Origin of the sequence: Salinivibrio sp. MA440, assembly GCF_001996265.1 — a bacterium.
Lineage (GTDB): Bacteria > Pseudomonadota > Gammaproteobacteria > Enterobacterales > Vibrionaceae > Salinivibrio > Salinivibrio costicola.
This window is the reverse complement of record NZ_MUFI01000002.1, coordinates 51,614-68,091: the sequence shown is the minus strand read 5'-3', so window position 1 is coordinate 68,091 and position 16,478 is coordinate 51,614. Positions and strand designations below refer to the sequence as shown.

Here is a 16,478-nt window from a genome sequence, read left to right as displayed (position 1 = left end):
AAAAATAAAAACCCATAGCCTGTGAGCTGCACAACAATTCCCAACCGACCCTTCACGGGCCGGTTGGGTTGTCGATGTTGCGATTACAGTACCAAACGGCGGATATCGGACATTAGACCGTTGAGGTAGCTGATAAAGCGCGCACCCTCAGCACCGTCAATCACACGGTGGTCATAAGACAGAGACAGTGGCAGCATCAGGCGAGGTTCAAAGTCCTTACCGTTCCATACTGGCTTCATTTCTGACTTAGAGACACCCAAGATTGAGACTTCTGGTGCATTAACGATTGGCGTAAACGCGGTACCGCCCAAACCACCGAGGCTTGAGATGGTAAAGCAACCGCCCTGCATATCAGAAGCAGTGAGCTTGCCCGCACGCGCTTTCTTCGAGACTGCCATCAGCTCTTCAGATAACTCGTAGATGCCTTTTTTGTTCACGTCCTTAAAGACAGGCACAACCAGACCATTTGGCGTATCAACCGCAATGCCGATGTTGACATATTTTTTCATGATCAGGCTTTCACCGTCTTCCGACAGTGATGCGTTGAATGAAGGGAAAGCTTCCAGCGCTTTAGCAGCGGCTTTCATGATGAACACCAATGGGGTGATCTTCATGCCAGACTCTTTCTTCTTCTCAATCGCGTTTTGCTCTTTACGGAACGCTTCCACTTCAGTGATATCAGCGTTATCCCACTGCGTCACGTGCGGGATCATCACCCAGTTACGTGCCAGGTTCGCACCCGAGATCTTCTTAATGCGTGACAGGGGTTTGACTTCGGTTTCACCGAATTTGCTGAAGTCCACTTTAGGCCAAGGGAGCAAGCCAAGTGCACTGCCGTCGCCTGAGCCAGATGCTGCACCCGATTCAAGGCGTTTTAGCGCGTCTTTGACAAAGCTCTGAACGTCTTCTTTCAGTACACGTCCTTTACGACCGCTACCTTTCACCTTCGCAAGGTTCACGCCAAATTCGCGGGCAAGACGACGAACAACAGGCGACGCATGCGCGTATTCTTTGTTCTCTACAAACTCGTCTTTGCCGGCGTCAGCTTTAGCCGCTGGGGCGTCTGCCTTAGCCGCAGGAGCGGGTGCCGCCTTTTCAGCAGCAGGTGCCGCTGCTGGTGCAGGCGCTGCTGGTGCGCTACCAGCAACCTCGAACACCATGATGTGCGAGCCGGTGGACACTTTATCGCCCGCCGCAATTTTGATCTCTTTGACCGTACCCGCAAACGGTGCCGGTACTTCCATTGACGCTTTGTCGCCTTCAACGGTGAGCAGTGACTGCTCTTCTTCAATGGTATCGCCAACGGCAACCATAATGTCAGTCACTTCAACTTCATCGCCACCAATATCAGGGACGTGAACGTCTTTGGCTTGTGCTGCTGCTGCTGGTGCTTCGGCTGCTGCTGGGGCGTCTGCAGCAGGAGCACTGCCACCCACTTCGAACATCATGATCAGTGAGCCAGTTGACACTTTGTCACCCGCCGCGATCTTGATTTCTTTAACGGTACCCGCAAACGGTGCAGGCACTTCCATTGAGGCTTTATCGCCTTCAACAGTGATCAGTGACTGCTCTTCTTCAATGGTATCGCCAACCGCAACCATGATCTCGGTGACTTCAACTTCATCCCCACCGATATCAGGGACGTGCACTTCTTTGGTTTCTGATGCGGCCGCTGGTGCTGCAGCAGGGGCGGCTGGCGCCGCCTCTTGAGCTGGGGCGCTTTGCGCTGGCGCATCGGCTTCGAAGATCATAATCAAAGAGCCAGTGGTGACTTTATCACCCTCGGCAATTTTGATTTCCTTGACCACACCCGCTTGTGACGCAGGGACTTCCATGGATGCTTTATCACCTTCAACGGTGATTAACGACTGTTCTTCTTCTACCTTGTCGCCAACGCTAACAAGGATCTCAGTCACTTCTACTTCATCCGCACCGATGTCAGGTACATTAATCTCGATTGACATTGTTTCAGCCTCTTACGCGAACAGCGGGTTTACTTTGTTGGTATCGATGTCGAATTTCTTAATCGCTTCTGACACGACTTTCTTATCAACATCACCACGCTTAGCCAGCTCGTTCAGTGCCGCAACCACCACATAGCCTGCGTTCACTTCAAAGTGACGACGTAGGTTTTCGCGGCTGTCAGAACGACCAAAGCCGTCTGTACCCAGCACTTTATAAGACTCAGCTGGGATAAACGCACGAACTTGGTCAGCGTAGTTTTTCATGTAATCAGTCGCAGCAATCGCAGGCTCAGATCCCATGACTGTTTGGATATAAGGCACTTTGCTTTCTGCATCTGGGTTCAGCATGTTGAAACGATCCACATCCTGACCGTCACGTGCCAGTTCGTTGAACGAGGTCACGCTGTAAACGTCAGACGCCACGCCGAATTCATCGCTGAGCAGTTTCGCTGCCTTGCGCACTTCGGTCATGATAGTGCCCGAGCCCATTAACTGAACTTTCGCTTTGTCGCCCGTGTAGGTTTCTAGTTTATAGATACCTTTACGGATACCGTCTTCCGCGCCCTCAGGCATGGCTGGCTGATGATAGTTTTCGTTCATCAGCGTCAGGTAGTAGTAGATGTTTTCTTGGTCAGGACCGTACATACGACGGATACCGTCTTGCATGATCACCGCCACTTCGTACGCGAAGGTTGGGTCGTAAGACACACAGTTAGGTACAGTGCTTGCCAGAATATGGCTGTGACCGTCTTCGTGTTGCAGACCTTCACCGTTCAGGGTAGTACGACCTGCGGTGGCACCCAATAGGAAACCACGTGCTTGTTGGTCACCCGCCATCCACGCCATGTCGCCAACACGTTGGAAGCCGAACATGGAGTAGTAGATGTAGAATGGGATCATTGGCAGATCATTGGTGCTGTAAGAGGTCGCCGCCGCTACCCACGATGACATCGCGCCTAGCTCGTTGATCCCTTCTTGCAGTACTTGGCCGCCTTGGTCTTCTTTGTAGTAAGACACCACGCCACGATCTTCTGGGGTATAGGTTTGTCCTTGCGGGTTATAGATACCCACCTGACGGAACAGACCTTCCATACCGAAAGTACGGGCTTCGTCAGCAATGATTGGCACTACGTTCTTGCCAATGCTCTTGTCTTTCAGCAATACGTTCAATGAGCGTACAAACGCCATGGTGGTAGAGATATCACGCTTCTGCTCAGACAGCAGAGCAGAGAAATCATCCAGTTTTGGTAGCGTCAGTTCTTCAGTGAACTTAGGTAAGCGCTGCGGAGTGTAACCGTGCAGGGCTTTACGGCGCGCATGCAGGTATTCGTGTTCCGCAGATCCTTCTTCCAGTTTTAGGTAAGTCAGGTTTTGCACATCATCGTCAGACAGCAAGTCTTGTAGGCCAAGACGATCACGCATAGCGTGAACATGGGTCATGTCCATTTTCTTCACTTGGTGCGCGATGTTTTTACCTTCAGCCGCTTCACCCATGCCGTAACCTTTAACGGTTTTCGCCAGGATCACGGTTGGACGGTCGTTGCACTCTTGTGCCGCTTTGAACGCAGCAAACAGTTTTGATGGTTCATGACCACCACGTTTGAGCGCAAAGATTTCTTCGTCGGTCATATCGGCAACCAGGGCTGCAGTTTCAGGATATTTACCGAAGAAGTGTTCACGCACGTAGGCGCCGTCTTTTGATTTGAAGGTTTGGTAATCGCCGTCGATGGTTTCGTTCATCAACTGCAGCAGTTTACCGGAGGTGTCTTTGGCCAGCAGTTTATCCCAGCCAGAGCCCCAAACCACTTTGATCACGTTCCAGCCAGCGCCTTTAAATAGGCCTTCTAGCTCTTGAACGATTTTACCGTTACCCATTACAGGACCATCAAGGCGCTGCAGGTTACAGTTGATCAAAAAGCACAGGTTATCCAGTTTTTCACGGGCGGCAAACGACAGCGCACCACGTGATTCTGGCTCATCCATCTCACCGTCGCCTAAGAACGCGTAAACACGTTGCTCTGAGGTGTCTTTCAAGCCACGACCGTTCAGATACTTAAGGAAACGCGCTTGGTAGATAGACGCAATAGGCCCCAGACCCATAGAAACGGTTGGGAACTGCCAGAACTCAGGCATCAGTTTTGGGTGCGGGTAAGAGGAAATACCGTTACCGTCAACTTCTTGGCGGAAGTTGTCGAGCTGCTCAGCAGTGAGACGACCTTCCACAAACGCACGCGCGTAGATGCCTGGAGAGATATGACCTTGATAATAAACCAGATCGCCACCATCTTTCTCGTTTGGCGCACGGAAGAAGTGGTTAAAGCAAGTTTCATAGAACGCAGCCGATGACTGGAATGAAGCCATGTGGCCACCCAGCTCTAAATCTTTCTTGGACGCGCGCAACACGATCATGATTGCGTTCCAACGAATGATAGAACGGATACGACGCTCCAAGTTCACATCACCTGGATAAGCAGGTTCTTGATCTGCAGGGATGGTATTTACATAGTTGGTGGTCACGCCAGTTGGCATGTCAACACCGTCTAAACGTGCTTGCCCTAAGACTTGCTCCAGAAGGAACTGGGCACGTTCTACACCTTCTTCACGAACGACTGACTCAAGAGCTTGCAACCACTCTTGGGTCTCAAGTGCGTCCACGTCATTTTTCATGACTTCAGACATGGCGATCTATCCTTTCGTTGATTGACTCGTACAAAACAAACGTTGTCGCAGCTGCAGTGGCCCCTCGCCTTTATTTTGGCGGCGAATAGGGATTACTCCAGCTCGTCCTTGCGTTGTTGAATTCGACGTAGAGACCGTTCTCGACGGCTTTCTTCTCGGCCAAGATCCAACAGAGTTTCCTCAATGTAAGCTAAGTGTGCATGCGACGCCTGTCTCGCTTTTTCTGGCTCGCCAGCGGTGATTGCATCCACGATCTCAGCTCGGTGTCGGCTGACATTTTCCACCGTCTCTTGACGGCGATAAAGTAGCTCAAAGTTTTGATAAATATTCTGTTCCAGTAACGGTGCGAGGCTACGCATGATATGCAGTAGTACCACATTGTGCGCCGCTTCCGTTACGGCAACGAGATATTGCATGACGGCGGAAGCTTCTGCCTTTAAGTCCCCATCTTTCTGCGCTTGTCGAATCGCATCATGGCAATCTTCAATCCGAGAAAAATCCTCTTCCGTGCCCCGTAAAGCGGCGAAATAAGAAGAAATACCTTCGAGCGCATGCCGTGATTCCAACAAATCAAGCTGGGTTTCCGGATGGTCCGCCAATAACTCTAGCAGGGGTTCAGAAAATCGCTGCCACAGTCGTTGACTGACAAAGGTGCCGCCACCTTGTTTGCGAGTGAGCAGCTTTTTTACTTCAAGTCGCTGAATCGCCTCACGGACTGATGGACGAGACACATCAAACTGGACCGCTAACTCTCGCTCAGGCGGTAGCTTCTGGCCTGGAGACAAGGTCCCTTCCAGAATTAAACCTTCGAGCTCTTTCTCGATAACATCTGAGAGTTTGGGTTGACGAATTCGCTGATATGCCATTGTATTTATTGACCATCTGCCCCTCAAGCTTGGCGCTTAGCTGCAGAAACTGACTGATTGTAAATTGGTAAGACCAATTACTTTATTATTCTCTAAAGTTACCAGACAGCGGATATTCTGTCCACCTGAACTTTGATTGACATCATGGAAACCCCTGTATTCGTCACCTGACAGTTGTTTTTTCACGGCGCTCTAAAATTGGTCAGACCAAAAAAGTATAACTACTTTGTTAGGCAGCATTGAGCAGTAGGTGTAATCTTTCCCAGTCAAACACATGGCCAGGATCGGTCTTCCGTCCGGGCGCAATATGTTGATGTCCTGTGATCCGATCACGAGTGATGGCTGGATAGTACTGCATCAGCGTCTGCGTGATCGCCGCTAACGATTGATACTGCTGGTCGGTGTATGGAAGTGTGTCCGTGCCCTCAAGCTCAATACCGATAGAAAAATCGTTACATTGCTGCCGACCGTCAAAACACGAGATGCCAGCATGCCATGCGCGTTCGTTGAATGGTACAAACTGGATCACACTTCCATCTCGTCGGATCAGTAGGTGAGCGGACACGCGAAGATCACGGATCTGGGCAAAATAAGGGTGCGCGTCAGCGTCGAGGTTGCCCTGAAAAAATTGCTCAATATAGGGACCGTCGAACTGGCCGGGGGGCAGGCTGATATTGTGAACCACCAGCAAGGAAATATCCTCGCTATCCGGGCGTGAGTTATAATGGGGAGAAGGACAGGCGCGCGCGCCCGCTAGCCAATGATCGTCGATGCGGGAAAAAGACATGCAAGCTACTCGTGTCGCAAAATTCGTTACTGTATCCGCTCGGCAGGCAGATTGGAATATAAGCAGTGCCGCTCGTTAGCATGTGTTTTCGCGTAATACATGGCCGCATCGGCTTGATTCATCATTTGTTGCAACTCCAATCCGTCGGTAGGAAAGCAACTGACGCCAATACTACTCACCAGTGATAACTCTGCTTTCTCGGTTAATATAGGTGCATGGACATCATCTTGAATACGGCGAATAACTTCATTCAATGCATCTTTATCTGTCAAAAGATCCAACCACACGATAAATTCGTCACCGCCTAAACGCCCGACTAAATCAGAACGACGGACGGCGTGCTTTAGACGTTGGCTCACAACCCTGAGCAACTCATCCCCGACCCCGTGGCCGTAGGTATCATTGACTTGTTTAAAGTTATTCAAGTCGATAAACAGTAACGCAGCATTCGTTTGTGCTCGGTTGGCCCGCATCAAAGCCACATCGACATGCGATTCAAACGCACGTCGGTTAAATAAACCTGTTAATTCATCATGCTCCGCTAAAAATTTAAGCTGGTGTTGTTGCTCGCGAAGCTGTTGTGTTTGCCGTGCGACTTCTTCACTCAGTTGGTTTTTATCCACCATGGTATGGCTAAGCGCATGCTTCATTTCATTGACATGATCCGCCAGTTCGGTCAGTTCATCTTTATCGGTCATGATTAATTCAGTGGTTAAATCACCTTTTTTAATCTGAGTAACCGTGCTGTGTAATGTTTTTAAGCGTTGTCTTAAACGTCGTCGTAAACGGGTCGCAAAAATCGTTACTAATAAGGCCAACAGCACCAAAATACCACCATGGACAACAAGCAACATTTTCTGCTGTTTAGATGCATCATGCATCGCTTGCTGACGCACAGAAAATGCCGCCTCGCTCATGGCTTGTAGTAAAATATTAAATCGTGAAAAAAGCATCAGCCGCCCTTCATCAACGCTCTGCTCCCGACCAAATTGGCCTGTTGTGGTATCCAGCAAACGGTCAATACTGTCCGCCGCTTGCGTCATAGACTGCACTGACTGGGGAGGAATCGCATGCTGGTCACTGGATAGCTGAGCCCGCAACGCATTGGTTGATTGATATACATCTTGGCGGGTTTGCGCACTGGGGTATTGACGATATAGCCACAAACGACCGCGTAAACTGTCAATTTGAGAATGCACCGCAACAATTCTATCTAAGCGTACTTGCGTCTGACTTTGTTTCTGAAAAAGCTCTACCGTGATCAATAGTGTTACCAGCGTCAATGCCGCACATGCGTAAACAACGATGTTTAACTGCTGACCGATTTTCATTCTAATAGACTCACTTTTTGAGTTGCTTCAACCAAGGGGCCAGGGTTAAGTAAATGACGATACGATGGTGTTGGTCCCGTAACCAATCCCGCGCGTTGCGCCCACCGAGCTTGGTTTTTTAAACGCAACAGTAAAGAGTCGTTTAACGACAGGCGAAATAAATAGTCCTGCCAAAGCCAGCCGAGCTTGTCGTCGGACATTGAAAGATACGCAGCGACCTGGGCTTTCGCTTGCTCAGGCCGTTGATGAATAACATCTACCGCTTCATCCAAGGCTCGAATGACGCGACGCATATCTTGGTGCTGCTTTTTCGCAACTAAACGATCACTTACCAATAAAAAAGATAAGCTATGTAAGCCTTTACTATCGAGTGCTTGTACTGACTCATGGGCTCGTTTTACTAGTTGATAGCCGTAAGGTTCCCAAATAGCAATCGCATCAACTTCATTGTCGAGCAGTGCCGACGGCAACGCCTCAGGCGAGTAATAAACCTTCTCTATTGTCTCAGTTGGCATATCATACAGCTGGAGCAATGAGTCGAAGAAGTACTCACTCGCGCTTGACGCGACCACTCCAACACGTGCGCTCCGAAGCGCATCAGGGAGCGAGTGACCAATTGCACGATGGATAGACCACAGTTTCACATCATTGTCTGACTCAACAAAGCTAGTCAGAATGTTAAAATCCTCTCTTTCAAAGCTATTAAACATCGCCACTGTTTCTGACGTCGTGGCTAAGTCCGCCTCTCCCGCAACCAGTGCTTGAAAACTTTTCACTCCGCCATGAACCGGTTTTAGCGTCATGTCTATGCCATGTTTTTTAAATAAACCTTGTTCTTTGGCAACGATGATAGGCGCTGACAACGGCGTTAATGAAACCGCAATCGTCAATGGTGACAATGAGGTAGACGCGGGTAAACGTAGGTGCTGCCAGACACTAAAACCTGCCAGTGCAGCGAATATCATCGTCATCAGTGCCAATCCGCGTTTCATGACGCTACCTCTTTACTAGAACTGATCAAAGTGTAGACAAATGAGCAGGCAATGCATGGGTAATTTTCTAGTCAGGGTGTCGATAATAAAATGGACGCCGACGCGGAAACCGGAGAGAAAAGCTGCATTTCCCCCCAACCAGCGTTATCATTTCGCCACGTTTTTTCATCACCGCGGTAAGCCATAATGACATCGACTCCTTTTCATGCTGTTCATGACAGCAAAAGCCGTCTTGCCTATCTCACCTCTCATCTAAAAACGGATGTGCCCCGTGCCGTCAGCGACGCATTGCGTGAAGATTTAGGGGGCGATCTTGACGCGCGTAAAGATATTACCGCCAGCCTGATTCCGGCCGATTCGGTGTCGACCGCGGTACTGATTACGCGTGAAGATGGCGTATTTTGTGGCCAAGATTATGCTAACGAAGTATTCAAACAACTGGGTGGCGAGGTCTCCTTAACCTGGCATGTGACCGATGGCGACGCGATCACTGCCAATCAAACCTTGTGCACCTTAAAAGGACCGTCACGCGTGTTATTAACGGGTGAGCGCAATGCGATGAACTTTATCCAGACCTTGTCAGGCTGCGCCAGTAAAACGGCAACTTATGTGGCACAGTTACAAGGGACGGAGACCAAGCTATTGGACACCCGCAAAACCGTGCCAGGCCTGCGTAGTGCACTCAAATATGCAGTCGCTTGTGGCGGCGGACACAATCACCGTATTGGTGTGTTCGATGCGTATCTCATTAAAGAAAACCACATTCTTGCCTGCGACGGGATTGCCAATGCGGTGCAAGAGGCTCGTCGTCTGAATCCAGATAAACCGGTGGAAGTAGAGACAGAAAATCTGGATGAGCTAAAACAAGCCATTGAGGCCGGCGCCGACATTGTGATGTTAGATAATTTTAGCGTGCCGATGATGCGCGAAGCGGTTGCACTCAACCAAGGCCGTGTGGCGCTTGAAGTCTCGGGCAATGTCACCTTGGATACTCTGTCTGAATACGCGTCCACAGGCGTAGATTATATTTCCGTGGGCGCGCTTACCAAGCACGTGACCGCGCTCGATTTATCCATGCGTTTTCAATAACACGTACTTTCAATAACACGTACGCTCACCCAGAGTCGACCAGGCCGCCCACGATGGGCGGCCTTTTTATCGCGCTTTCGTGACAAAAAATTTGTGGTGAGTCGAACACTACAACAGAAAAAACAAAATCTTACATCCAGCTTTTACCCTTCACTCTCAAACTCATGTTGCCCCTCTTTTTTGTGCCACGCTCACAAGCGTAAAGTCGCTGCACTCGCGGCCACCGAGTTGGCGGCCGACCATCATTGAGAGGAGAGACATAGGATGCAAAAGCAACAAGGGTTTAGTTTGATTGAGTTACTCGTGGTCATTGGCATTATTGGCGCCCTGACTGCCATCGCCATTCCGCAATACCAAAAGTATCAAGATAAAGCCAAAGTTACTGCCGCAATTGCCACATTAACCAATATGCGCTCGGTCATCGAAGCGTCGATAATGGAAGAAGGCAAGTTCCCTGAGAACTCAGACACGATCGAGATAAATGGCGAATCAAAAACGATCGAAGAGGCCCTAGGCATCCCCGACAATGTCAAACTCGAAAGAGATAGTGAAGTCGAGGGCAAACTATCCATCAGCGTTGAGGGGCTCCCGGGTGACGATGGCAGCGATAAAGTTGTTCTAAAACGTAATGAGTTCGGTGGATGGTCTTGCACGCACCCCGCTAAACTCGATGTCAATGGTTGCGAAAAAGAAGAAGGCAGCGGCGGAAACGCCTAACCCGCTGTATTAAATATATCTAGCATAATTTTTACTCGCACCAACAATGATCCCAACTGCTCAGTTGTATCAAGCCGGCTTATTGACCGATGCCCAGCGCCATGCGTTGGGCATTGGCGATGGCACACCGCTTAGCGTCTCCCGTTTACTCGATGCCGGGGTTGACCCCACCGCGCTCGCCCACACCCTCGCGAGTCAGCATCACCTACCTTTTTCGGAAAGCCATCAGTATCCGTTTAAAGCTACCTGCTATGCCCTCGACCGGCGCGATTTGATTCAGCGCCATCAAGTGTTGCCGCTTGCCCAGCAAGGCAAAGAGCTGTTGCTCGGCGTCAGTGACCCAGATAACACAGAGGCGGTGGCTGATTTTCGCTTTTCAACCGGACTCAATGTCCGTTTGGTGGTGTTAAGCCAGCCGGATTTAGACGCAGCGCTGCGCCATTTATACGGCGCAGATATTGAGGGCACCGGCGATGGCATCACCATCAGTGATCAGGATTTAGCGGCCCTGACCGTCACCGATAGTCCGCAAGAAGATAGCGCGGAACTGCAAAGCGATCAGGCGCCCATTAGCCGCTATATCCAGCAAATATTAGTTGATGCGGTACGAAAAAAAGCGTCCGACGTGCATTTTGAACCGTTTGAGGATCACTTCCAAATACGGTTTCGCCAAGACGGTTTACTGCAAACCTATGCCCATCCGCCCGCGGGCGTCTCGCGGCGGTTATCCACGCGACTCAAGATCTTAGCCCAACTCAATATTGCCGAACGACGCTTACCGCAAGATGGGCGAATCAAATTGACCCTTACTGCCGAGCATACGGTCGATATGCGGGTATCGACCTTACCAACGGTCTGGGGTGAAAAAGTGGTGGTTCGCTTATTGAATAATGATCAGCAGCAACTGACGCTGCATGATTTAGGCTTAACCGAGTGGCAGCGCCAGCACTATCAAGCAGCGCTCGATCAACCACAAGGAATGATTTTATTCACCGGGCCAACCGGGAGCGGTAAAACTGTCTCATTATACAGCGGTTTGCACTATCTCAATCAGCCGCAGCGAAACATTGCCACCGTTGAAGATCCGGTCGAGATCCAGCTTAATGGGATCAACCAAGTTAATGTCAATACGCGGATCGGACTCGATTTTGCGACCGCCCTCCGCGCCTTTTTACGCCAAGATCCCGACGTAGTCATGGTGGGAGAAGTACGCGATACCGACACCGCAGAGATCAGTATTAAAGCCGCACAAACTGGCCATTTGGTGCTCTCAACCTTACATACCAACTCTGCCGCAGAGAGCATCACGCGTTTAGCACATATGGGGATCGCGCCATACAACCTCGCCAGCTCATTGACCTTGGTAGTGGCGCAAAGGCTGGTGCGCCGGCTCTGTCCCGTCTGTAAGCAGCCTCACCCGCGTGATGACCCAAGCTTGACCCAGCTGATGCGCCTTTATCCGCGCTGCGACCCCACTCAAATCTATCAAGCCAATCCTCGCGGCTGTTACCGCTGTGACCAAGGTTATCAAGGTCGAACCGGCATTTATGAGGTGCTGCCTATCGATGACACCATTACTGACGCGATTTATCGCCATGCCAGTGCTAGCGAGCTCACCCAACTCGCTTGCCAACAAGGCATGTGGCGGCTGGCAGAGTCCGGCATTGCCAAACTCAATCAAGGGATCACCAGTGTGCAAGAACTCAGTCGCGTGATCCAACTGGCATAAGGAATGATCATGGCCAAGCAAACGTTATTCGTCTTTCATTGGCGTCAAGCCGTGCCGTTTGGGCGACACCAGAAAGGCCAAGTATTTGCGTATTCTGAGCACGATGCCCGCCAGCAACTCGCCGGCCAAGCTATCTTGCCAACACGCTTAATACGTCGACGCCTTTCTAGCTGGCAACAACGCCAGCACAAAGCCAAAGCGGCCGATATTACCCAGTTTTCACGCGAACTCACTACCTTGTTAGAGTCTGGCATCCCGATTGTTCAGGCACTCAACCTGATAGAAGAGAATCAAGTCAAAGCAGAAATGCGCTTGGTGGTTCGCTACCTTCGTCAACAACTAGAAGCTGGCACCAGCTTAAGCACGGCCTTGGCGCAAGCCAGCCCCCTATTTGATCGCTTTTACTGTGATCTGGTCGCCACCGGCGAACAAACCGGTCAACTTCCTTTGGTATTTGCTCGCCTTGCACTATATCGGGAAAAACAAGCCTTGCTGCGCAGTAAGGTGATGAAAGCCATGATTTATCCCACCATCGTCGTCAGTGTTGCGCTCGGTGTTAGCACTTACTTACTTTTGTTCGTGATCCCAAAATTTAAGCAGATTTTTGACTCTTTTGGTGCGCCCCTACCTTGGCTCACACGGCAAGTGCTGGCATTGTCTGATTGGATGACCACCCATGCGCCGACCATTGCCGCTATCTTGATTGTCCTGATGTTATCGCATAAATGGCTACAACGGCATCACCCGCGCTATCGGTACCACTATCACCGCTGGCTACTTAAACTGCCTATCATCGGTGAGGTGCTGAGCAAAGCCTGTATCGCGAAGTTTTCCCGCACACTGGCCACAACCTTTAGCGCTGGGATCCCACTGATCTCCGGACTTAAATCGGCAACCAATATTCTCACCAACGACTATTATGCACACGGACTCATTCGAGTGTCTGCACACACAGCTACCGGGATCCCGCTCTATCAAGCGTTACGTGAAAGTGGCCGTTTTCCCAATATGATGACGCAAATGATCATGATTGGTGAAGAGTCTGGCGCGTTAGACACCATGCTTAATCGGGTGGCAGTGATTTACGAGGAAGAGGTTGATAACACCGTCGATAATCTGGGTAAGATCATTGAGCCACTGCTGATTTTAGTACTCGGATTACTCATTGGTGGCTTGGTGGTTGCCATGTACCTTCCTATTTTTAATCTGATGTCCGTTCTCGGCTAAGCCAAGATAGAGTCTCGATACGTAACGCGCTATGATTCGCGCACAACAAGCAACAAGTAATAAGCAGGTGTCATGTTGGTGTTCTCCTCCCCGTTTTTTATCGTGATAGCCGGCCTGCTGGGTCTGGTTTTTGGCAGCTTTTTAAACGTGGTGATCGCCCGTTTACCGACAATGATGGAACGCCAGTGGCGCCAAGAATGCCGGCTTAGCTTTCCTGACGCCAATATCGATGCGCCAGACGACACGCGCTTTGATTTAAGCTTACCCGCTTCGCATTGCCCACATTGCCACACAGCGATTGCTTGGTACGACAATATCCCGCTGATTAGCTGGCTCGCGTTAAAAGGCCACTGCCGGCATTGTCAAACCCGGATCAGTAAGCGGTATCCGTTAATTGAGCTGATGGGTGCCCTCGTCTGCATACTGCCCGCTTGGCTGATCACCTCACCTGGTTGGGCCATCGCAGTGATGGGCGCAAGCCTGACATTACTTGCGCTGACGATGATCGACTGGGACACCATGCTGCTCCCCGATCAAATCACGTTGCCGCTTCTTTGGGCCGGGATCGCACTCGCACTCATCGGCGTCAGCCCAGTATCATTGGCAGACAGCGTAACAGGCGCCATGATTGGCTACCTCAGCCTTTGGAGCTTATTTTGGACATTCAAACTGATCACTGGCAAAGAAGGCATGGGCTACGGTGATTTTAAGCTTTTTGCTGCCTTGGGCGCTTGGGTGGGCTGGCAAGCGTTACCCCTGTTAATTTTAATGGCCTCCATGAGCGGGGCCGTTGTCGGCGCGCTATGGCTTCGTTCTCAGCGGCAAGGTATGCAACATGCGTTTGCCTTTGGCCCTTTCATTGCCACGGCTGGCTGGCTAAGTCTGCTTTGGGGCGATAGCCTGTTACACTGGTATCTGTCACACATTTTAGGAGTCATCTAATGGCATGGGTAGTCGGATTAACCGGCGGGATTGGTAGCGGTAAAACCACAGTAGCGGACCGGTTTGCCGCAAAAGGGATCGATATTGTCGATGCTGACGTGATTGCACGTGAGGTAGTAAAACCTGGCAGCCAAGGACTGGATGCGATTGTGGCGCGCTTTGGTGCGTTGGCATTAAATCATGATGGTAGCCTGGCGCGGGCGTGGCTTCGTGAGCGTGTATTTAGCCAACCAGACGACAAGCAATGGCTTGACAATTTACTCCACCCGTTGATTCGTACCCGCATGATTCAAGCTTGCGCCGACGCGCAATCTCAGTATTGTTTGCTTGTCGTGCCCTTATTAGTAGAAAATAACCTGATGACATTAGCCGATCGCATCCTTGTGGTGGATGTTGACCCGGCCACCCAGATAACCCGAACCTTGGCGCGCGATCAGGTCAGCCAACAACAAGTTCAGGCAATCTTGGCCGCGCAAGCCAGTCGTCAACAACGCCTCGACGTGGCTGATGACGTGATCGACAATACCTACACGGAGGCGGAACTTGATCGACAAGTTGATGCCTTACACCACACGTATTTAACCTTGGCAACCCAGGCAAACGCCGGTGTATAGCCGGACAGGATAGCTCAACGCTTATGACCAGCCTCACTGTGTATGAACACCCACTCAATGAACAGGTGCGTATTTATTTGCGCCTGGAGTACCTGCTCGACCAACTGGACGAAGTGAGCGGCCTTTCAGCACCCTGCCACCATATTCAATTTTTCCGCAGTTTATTCGATTTATTGGAAATTTTAGAGCAGGTGCAAGTAAAAGCAGACTTAGCCAAGGATTTGGATAAACTGAAGAAAAAGCTCAACGCATGGGCAAACGTACCGCAAGTGGATCAAACCCAGCTGAATCAGCTACTCGATCAGGTGGCCGCGCACCAACGTTCGGTGCTCCAGGCCAAACGCTTTGGTCAGCCACTGCGGGAAGATCGCTTCTTAACCAGCATCAAGCAACGCTTCTCGATTCCCGGAGGCAGTTGCAGTTTTGATTTGCCCGTTTTCCATTATTGGTTGCATCAGCCGCTCGCGGCCCGGCAAAATGCGATTCAAACTTGGATGGCTACCCTATCGCCGCTGCGTGATGCACTCGCTTTTTGGCTGCAACTAACACGCGAAAGCGCACACGGCGGCACCGCAACAGTAAAACAAGGGTTTTATCAACAAGAAGCCGATGGCGCTTGTTTAATTCGGCTAAAACTGGCACCGGATCTGGGCGTGTATCCTTTGGTATCAGGCCATAAAAACCGCTTCGCCATCCGGTTTATGCCATTTGACGATGATCATGAGGTCGCCGACAATATGCCTGTTCATATCAGTGTCTGTTAAGGAGAAGTACGTGAGTAATACCCCCACTGTGGTGAAATGCCCGACCTGTCAACAGCCTGTGGTTTGGGGAGAGGTGAGTCCACACCGTCCATTTTGTAGTAAACGCTGTCAACTGATCGATTTAGGCGAGTGGGCCAGTGAAGAAAAAGCCATCCCCGGTGCACCTGATATCTCGGATGATGACTTGTGGTCAGAAGAGCAGCCCGACTGAGCAGGCTGCATTCACTTCACTGAGCAGGCTGCATTCACTTCACTGAGCAGGCTGCGCTCACTTCGCGTAGCAAACTGTATTAACACAATAGCGAGCGTCCTTCGCCCCGCTCGCGTGTTAGTCTTGGTGTTAGTGCTAGTGCTAGTGCTAGTGCTAGTGCAACCTAGTCAAAATCGGGCGTGAATTTTCTCAAGTACGGCGTCATTCGCGTCTGGAAACGTATAGTTATCCAGCTCAGCGATAGGCGCCCAAACCCCCTCTTGGCCTTCACAACCAGCCGGCTCACCATCAAAACGACACACTAAGAAAAAATCTAAGCTCAAGGCTTTATCTGGAAAATCAAAGTCTAACGAAATAAACGGACTGACCTCGGTGGCATCAATACCCACTTCTTCTTTGAGTTCACGGAGCAGAGCGCGTTTAGGCGTTTCACTGCCTTCAATTTTCCCGCCTGGAAACTCCCACTTTCCTCCTTGGTGGGCCTGATCGTGACGACGTGTAATAAACACCTGATCTTGTGCCGAATTGACAATAATGCCCGCGGCAATACTTACCCGTTTCATGCA

The 16,478-nt window shown here is 50.5% G+C and carries 15 protein-coding genes; 8 read left to right on the top strand and 7 right to left on the bottom strand.

The window, feature by feature from the left end; all coding sequences use genetic code 11:
• Window positions 1–83: 83 nt before the first annotated feature.
• The 6 genes from aceF to BZG80_RS00920 all read right to left on the bottom strand — a co-directional run bounded on the left by aceF (window position 84) and on the right by BZG80_RS00920 (window position 8,619).
• On the bottom strand, window positions 84–1,964 hold the full coding sequence (aceF, locus tag BZG80_RS00945) for a pyruvate dehydrogenase complex dihydrolipoyllysine-residue acetyltransferase (RefSeq protein ID WP_077678565.1): 1,881 nt from the start codon (window positions 1,962–1,964) through the stop codon (window positions 84–86).
• 12 nt (window positions 1,965–1,976) lie between these two features.
• Window positions 1,977–4,643 carry a pyruvate dehydrogenase (acetyl-transferring), homodimeric type gene (aceE, locus tag BZG80_RS00940; protein WP_077660111.1) on the bottom strand — a complete coding sequence of 889 codons (2,667 nt, stop codon included), beginning with the start codon at window positions 4,641–4,643 and terminating at the stop codon, window positions 1,977–1,979.
• Window positions 4,644–4,735: 92 nt separating this feature from the next.
• Window positions 4,736–5,509: a pyruvate dehydrogenase complex transcriptional repressor PdhR gene (gene pdhR, locus BZG80_RS00935; RefSeq protein WP_021022598.1), complete on the bottom strand. Its 774-nt coding sequence runs from the start codon at window positions 5,507–5,509 to the stop codon at window positions 4,736–4,738.
• Window positions 5,510–5,738: 229 nt separating this feature from the next.
• Window positions 5,739–6,296, bottom strand: coding sequence for a 1,6-anhydro-N-acetylmuramyl-L-alanine amidase AmpD (gene ampD / locus BZG80_RS00930; protein ID WP_077678564.1), 558 nt, complete (start codon window positions 6,294–6,296; stop codon window positions 5,739–5,741).
• Window positions 6,297–6,322: 26 nt separating this feature from the next.
• Entirely contained in the window at window positions 6,323–7,627 is a 1,305-nt protein-coding gene (locus BZG80_RS00925) for a diguanylate cyclase domain-containing protein (RefSeq protein ID WP_077459850.1), read from the bottom strand.
• Complete coding sequence (locus tag BZG80_RS00920; RefSeq protein ID WP_021022601.1) at window positions 7,624–8,619, bottom strand: ABC transporter substrate-binding protein; 996 nt, start codon at window positions 8,617–8,619, stop codon at window positions 7,624–7,626. The genes BZG80_RS00925 and BZG80_RS00920 overlap by 4 nt, the downstream gene beginning before the upstream one ends.
• A 186-nt stretch (window positions 8,620–8,805) precedes the next feature.
• Between BZG80_RS00920 and nadC the strand changes: the two genes are divergently transcribed.
• The 8 genes from nadC to yacG all read left to right on the top strand — a co-directional run bounded on the left by nadC (window position 8,806) and on the right by yacG (window position 15,912).
• A complete protein-coding gene (gene nadC / locus BZG80_RS00915; RefSeq protein WP_077459851.1) occupies window positions 8,806–9,708 on the top strand; it encodes a carboxylating nicotinate-nucleotide diphosphorylase in 903 nt (300 codons plus the stop codon).
• 264 nt (window positions 9,709–9,972) lie between these two features.
• The gene (locus BZG80_RS00910) at window positions 9,973–10,425 is read left to right on the top strand and encodes a prepilin-type N-terminal cleavage/methylation domain-containing protein (protein WP_077669168.1); all 453 of its coding nucleotides are present in this window, start codon (window positions 9,973–9,975) and stop codon (window positions 10,423–10,425) included.
• A 46-nt stretch (window positions 10,426–10,471) separates the two neighbouring features.
• Window positions 10,472–12,154: a GspE/PulE family protein gene (locus BZG80_RS00905; RefSeq protein ID WP_077678563.1), complete on the top strand. Its 1,683-nt coding sequence runs from the start codon at window positions 10,472–10,474 to the stop codon at window positions 12,152–12,154.
• A gap of 3 nt (window positions 12,155–12,157) precedes the next feature.
• Window positions 12,158–13,381, top strand: coding sequence for a type II secretion system F family protein (locus BZG80_RS00900; RefSeq protein ID WP_077576198.1), 1,224 nt, complete (start codon window positions 12,158–12,160; stop codon window positions 13,379–13,381).
• A 72-nt stretch (window positions 13,382–13,453) separates the two neighbouring features.
• The gene (locus tag BZG80_RS00895; RefSeq protein ID WP_077459854.1) at window positions 13,454–14,323 is read left to right on the top strand and encodes a prepilin peptidase; all 870 of its coding nucleotides are present in this window, start codon (window positions 13,454–13,456) and stop codon (window positions 14,321–14,323) included.
• Entirely contained in the window at window positions 14,323–14,937 is a 615-nt protein-coding gene (gene coaE, locus BZG80_RS00890) for a dephospho-CoA kinase (protein ID WP_077678562.1), read from the top strand. Before BZG80_RS00895 ends, coaE begins: the two co-directional genes overlap by 1 nt.
• Before the next feature lie 23 nt (window positions 14,938–14,960).
• The gene (gene zapD / locus BZG80_RS00885; protein ID WP_021022609.1) at window positions 14,961–15,701 is read left to right on the top strand and encodes a cell division protein ZapD; all 741 of its coding nucleotides are present in this window, start codon (window positions 14,961–14,963) and stop codon (window positions 15,699–15,701) included.
• A gap of 10 nt (window positions 15,702–15,711) precedes the next feature.
• The gene (yacG, locus tag BZG80_RS00880; RefSeq protein WP_021022610.1) at window positions 15,712–15,912 is read left to right on the top strand and encodes a DNA gyrase inhibitor YacG; all 201 of its coding nucleotides are present in this window, start codon (window positions 15,712–15,714) and stop codon (window positions 15,910–15,912) included.
• A 167-nt stretch (window positions 15,913–16,079) separates the two neighbouring features.
• Here yacG and mutT read toward each other — a convergent pair whose 3' ends face one another.
• A complete protein-coding gene (gene mutT / locus BZG80_RS00875) occupies window positions 16,080–16,475 on the bottom strand; it encodes an 8-oxo-dGTP diphosphatase MutT (protein ID WP_021022611.1) in 396 nt (131 codons plus the stop codon).
• Between the last annotated feature and the right edge of the window lie 3 nt (window positions 16,476–16,478).

Bases quoted from the DNA above. Each gene is read 5' to 3' on its own strand.
- aceF (WP_077678565.1), bottom strand. From the start codon at position 1,964: ATGTCAATCGAGATTAATGTACCTGACATCGGTGCGGATGAAGTAGAA.
- aceE (WP_077660111.1), bottom strand. From the start codon at position 4,643: ATGTCTGAAGTCATGAAAAATGACGTGGACGCACTTGAGACCCAAGAG.
- pdhR (WP_021022598.1), bottom strand. From the start codon at position 5,509: ATGGCATATCAGCGAATTCGTCAACCCAAACTCTCAGATGTTATCGAG.
- ampD (WP_077678564.1), bottom strand. From the start codon at position 6,296: ATGTCTTTTTCCCGCATCGACGATCATTGGCTAGCGGGCGCGCGCGCC.
- BZG80_RS00925 (WP_077459850.1), bottom strand. From the start codon at position 7,627: ATGAAAATCGGTCAGCAGTTAAACATCGTTGTTTACGCATGTGCGGCA.
- BZG80_RS00920 (WP_021022601.1), bottom strand. From the start codon at position 8,619: ATGAAACGCGGATTGGCACTGATGACGATGATATTCGCTGCACTGGCA.
- nadC (WP_077459851.1), top strand. From the start codon at position 8,806: ATGACATCGACTCCTTTTCATGCTGTTCATGACAGCAAAAGCCGTCTT.
- BZG80_RS00910 (WP_077669168.1), top strand. From the start codon at position 9,973: ATGCAAAAGCAACAAGGGTTTAGTTTGATTGAGTTACTCGTGGTCATT.
- BZG80_RS00905 (WP_077678563.1), top strand. From the start codon at position 10,472: ATGATCCCAACTGCTCAGTTGTATCAAGCCGGCTTATTGACCGATGCC.
- BZG80_RS00900 (WP_077576198.1), top strand. From the start codon at position 12,158: ATGATCATGGCCAAGCAAACGTTATTCGTCTTTCATTGGCGTCAAGCC.
- BZG80_RS00895 (WP_077459854.1), top strand. From the start codon at position 13,454: ATGTTGGTGTTCTCCTCCCCGTTTTTTATCGTGATAGCCGGCCTGCTG.
- coaE (WP_077678562.1), top strand. From the start codon at position 14,323: ATGGCATGGGTAGTCGGATTAACCGGCGGGATTGGTAGCGGTAAAACC.
- zapD (WP_021022609.1), top strand. From the start codon at position 14,961: ATGACCAGCCTCACTGTGTATGAACACCCACTCAATGAACAGGTGCGT.
- mutT (WP_021022611.1), bottom strand. From the start codon at position 16,475: ATGAAACGGGTAAGTATTGCCGCGGGCATTATTGTCAATTCGGCACAA.